Source organism: Bartonella sp. AA2SXKL (assembly GCF_042197205.1).
Lineage (GTDB): Bacteria > Pseudomonadota > Alphaproteobacteria > Rhizobiales > Rhizobiaceae > Bartonella.
Map to the genome: position 1 here is coordinate 1 of NZ_JBHIRN010000300.1, position 516 is coordinate 516.

Annotated in this window: 1 pseudogene; it reads right to left on the minus strand. The window is 37.4% G+C overall.

What is annotated here, in order from left to right:
* Positions 1-516, minus strand: a pseudogene (locus ACFINS_RS11350) (hypothetical protein); the annotation flags it as partial.

Here is a 516-nt window from a genome sequence, read left to right on the forward strand (position 1 = left end):
CCATTGATCGCATCATGCGAATCTTCAGCAATTTTCCCATCTTTAACATTATGGAGGGAAACGGGTGCTGTAGTCTTATCACCACCCAAAGTTATGCTATTATAATTAACGGTATCGTTTTCTTTATCATAGAGAACTGCAGCAGCACTTGTAAGATTAATATCATTAGAAATCTTCTCTATACTTTTATCAAGCTGAGCTTTGTTAACAGCTTCATTACCATTCACAGCTGCCTTCACACCAGAAATTGTACGAGCTTCACCAGATTTGTTTGCAACATTAATTTCTGTACCCCCTGTTGTCACACCAATGGTAATAGTACCTGCATCTCCTTCCTGCTTAACGAGGCTATTTTTTGTCGCATTCGTAATCTGATTTTGGATATTCGTGATAGAAGTATCAACAGCATTAAAAGCAGAACCAACATCATTATGAGAATTACCCTGAATTGTGTAAGTTGGTGCTTTACCATTAGATACATCTGCACCACCACCAAAATATTGTGATGTATTTTGA